The sequence below is a fragment of the Vibrio sp. V08_P9A1T1 genome (genome assembly GCF_963874405.1).
GTDB classification, from domain to species: Bacteria; Pseudomonadota; Gammaproteobacteria; order Enterobacterales; family Vibrionaceae; genus Vibrio; species Vibrio anguillarum.
Genome location: NZ_CAWNIB010000186.1, coordinates 1 through 3,220, shown reverse-complemented (window position 1 = coordinate 3,220; position 3,220 = coordinate 1). Strand labels below are relative to the sequence as shown.

The 3,220-nt window shown below is 45.7% G+C and carries 2 protein-coding genes; one reads left to right on the top strand and one right to left on the bottom strand.

Features of this window, described 5'->3' with window-relative positions:
• Positions 1 to 49 precede the first annotated feature (49 nt).
• Positions 50 to 580 carry an RNA methyltransferase gene (locus AACT21_RS08065; RefSeq protein ID WP_441351399.1) on the top strand — a complete coding sequence of 177 codons (531 nt, stop codon included), beginning with the start codon at positions 50 to 52 and terminating at the stop codon, positions 578 to 580.
• A gap of 96 nt (positions 581 to 676) precedes the next feature.
• On the opposite strand, the gene AACT21_RS08060 is transcribed toward AACT21_RS08065, so the two are convergent.
• Positions 677 to 3,220, bottom strand: a 2,544-nt coding sequence (locus AACT21_RS08060; protein ID WP_094164528.1) for an alkaline phosphatase family protein, incomplete at its 5' end; no start/stop codon positions are given.

Sequence of the window (3,220 nt, the reverse complement as noted above, 5' to 3'; positions counted from 1 at the left end):
GCAAATTTTAGCGTTATACTGCCCGCCCCAAATTGTGAGAGGATTTTTTGTGGAACGTGAAATGTCAGTGATCATTGGTTTGTGTAACCCTAAAAGCCCAACCAACGTGGGTGGTGTGATGCGCGCAGCAGGTTGCTACCAAGCGTGCGCGGTTCGCTACAGTGGTGAGCGTTATGATCGCGCAGTGAAATTTCAAACCGACACAAAAAACATTCAAAGTAAAATCCCGCTCACCGCGATGGTAGAGATCACGCAGGACTTGCCAAGTGAGATGAAAATCGTCTGTGTTGAACTGGCAGAAGGGGCCACACCACTGCCCGAGTTTATTCACCCGGAAAAAGCGCTGTATGTGTTTGGCCCTGAAGATGGTTCTATTCCACAAGAGATAGTTAACCAAGCCAGTGAGGTTGTATACATCCCAACAATTGGTTGCATGAATTTGGCCGCGAGCGTCAATGTGCTGCTGTATGATCGATTGGCAAAATCCAAGCTCGATATTGATCACAGCCAACGTATTCTCGATAGCCGAGATGTGAAAAATCGTTTGAAGTTTAAACGTACTGAACAACCTGCCACTTAAGGCTGCAATCGAAGCCAATGAAACAAGCGAACGTTCTTCACTCAATAGAGCCTAACGCTCACTTATTTCATTGGCAGTCATAACGGCCAACTCTCGCTAACGAATATCCAACTGTTTAAGAACCGACGGATAACCCCAACCATCTTCACCAACTTTAACTTCGTCTCCCGTTAAATAGTGATAAAGAGTGGGCGCAAGTGAGCCATTTTCGACTGAACCGAGCGGCGTGGCTTGATTGCCAATTGGACTCCCCCAAAAACCGATAAAAGCATCTTTTTCTAGATAGCTTTCACCCGCATGACGTCCCGGAACTTTAGTATTAAAGCCAACGCCCTCTTTAGGAAATAGGTTAATGGTGCCCGCACGGTCGTCTTCATAAATAGCAGCGAGCTGATTAACCGAATCTGGACGGGGCGTAAAACGTGTTAACTCTCGCCACTGCGCACTTGAGCACCACGTCTCAGCTTGATTCGCTTTAGCGTGATAAACACAACGTTCGACGAGTTGTGCATAATGTTCTAGCTCGTCAGATGAAGGAGGCGACAAATAAGCATTTAGCTGCTGAACGCCAAGCAGCAATGGCTGTTCCGATTTAGCAAAATAGCGCAGTTTATCACCCTTTTTTTCAATCCATTCATCCACTCGTTTACCTTGCCGCTCGCCAACCAACCGTACAGAACAGTCCGTTAAATCACATGGTTTTTCTCTCACAACTAAATAATCTAGGCTTTCAGCAAGTCGCGCTACGGTTTCATCGATCACATCAACCTGCTGCCCTGGCTTAGAATGGATCGGTTGCCAACGGATCAACTCTTGATAAACCGGTTGAACTTCCCATCCAGCTTCTGCATTAAAGAAATCCATCATAAAATTTCCACCCGCAGTGGAAGCGACGACCACATCAATCCCTTTGTTTGACGGCGCGTTAATCGCATTCGTCATTTTTGGCCCTTCTCCCTCATCCGATGAGATTTTCTTCACCTTGAGTTTTATTCCCAGTTGCGACGCTAGCGGTTCAAAGATCTGTTTTTCTGGGTTGAGGGAGAAATAAACAGGCGCTAAACCATGATCGCCAGCCATGCCCCATAACGTGCGGTCATATACTCCCGCGTCTTGATAGGTTGCTTCTATTTGCGCTAGCCAGTAATCGAGGCGGTTTAGTTCCCCAGTTGGCATGATGACTTCATCGCTGAATGGGCCGCTAAAATGAGCAAAATGATCCGGCCATGGATTATAAATCAGCGTATAGTCGGGCATTCCTTTCAGTTCTTTTTGTGCAAGTTGTTTCAACTGGTGAGCAAGCACTTGATGGCGAGTCCAGCGAGTATAAAAATCCCACTTGCTTATCTGCTGATAGCGCGTGACCTCTTCAACTAATGTCGCTCGCAACTGTTGGAGTTCACGTTCGACAATCGCGCGCTCTTTCAGCTCACGCACACACCGCTTTTCACCAAAATCACGTAGTGCCTCACCCGCCCCCAAATTCACTAAACCATCATAAGTGGTGTGAGCATTCCAATCGTATTGCGCATTGCAGTTGAGGGTGTTGAGGTAAGCGAGGCGATCAAACATCGTTTGTACTTGGTTTTTAACCAGTAAGCGATCAAGCTGCAGTGCATCATTACCAAAAAAGTAATAAGCTCGGTCGGTTGGGCGATCAACAAAGTGGAAATTGGGTATGCCAGTACCGCCTTGGCCGGACACCTTAGCTCCTGTTTTTATGATCGGTAAATTACGCACACTGATCGTTGGTGTTGATGAAATGCCCACTTGAGTAATAGAAGCGCGATGATCACGATACAAGCGTTTAAAAAACGGCAAGTAATGTGGATCGTGATAAGGCTGCTCAGCCAATATCTGCATGAAACGTACTTGCTGCTGATGTTCGGGTTGAACCACCGCCATTGAAGAGGGCTTAGTGCTCAATCGATTGTGGTGATCTTGGTGAGCTTTGCGGATAAATGGCTTACTCGGATCAACCAAACCTTCGATCAGCCCTTGTTGCAAACCATCCACGGTGATCTGCACTGCCATACGACGTTGTTGCTGAGAGCGGAGAAACGCAATCAATGCTTGAGGATCATCATCAAATGCTTTTTGTAACCAGGAATTTAGTGCTTGTTCTCGCTCTTGCTGATAGACAAATTGGCGGTAGCCTTTTAATACGTTCATACGCACAAAATCAATCAAAGTAACCGTGATTGCCTCTGCTTTGTTGTTCACACGTGCTGTATTTTCTGGCTTTGCATCTTCTAATACCCCAAAAAGGGTTTGCTTCATCTCTCCTTCATCCATCCCATTAGCAGCCTGACTAATAATTTGGATCACTATCGGTTGGATTTTATTAATCAGTAATCGATCGGGTTCACTTGACGTCAGATATTGATAGTGATCCGGCAATCTCTCAAGCTGTTGCCACTCACCAATTTCAACCAAGGCATCATACACAGTCACCATGGCCGCAATAAATTGGGCATCCACTTTAATCCCTTCATGATGCCCTTGATCTTTAATATTTTCTTTTTGTTCACTCACCACCTCTTCCCCATAATGGTAGAGGCTATGCTCGAATCCCTTTAAAACCTTTGCGTCATAAACAGTACTTAAATACTGTTTAAATACATCATCATTTTCTAACCC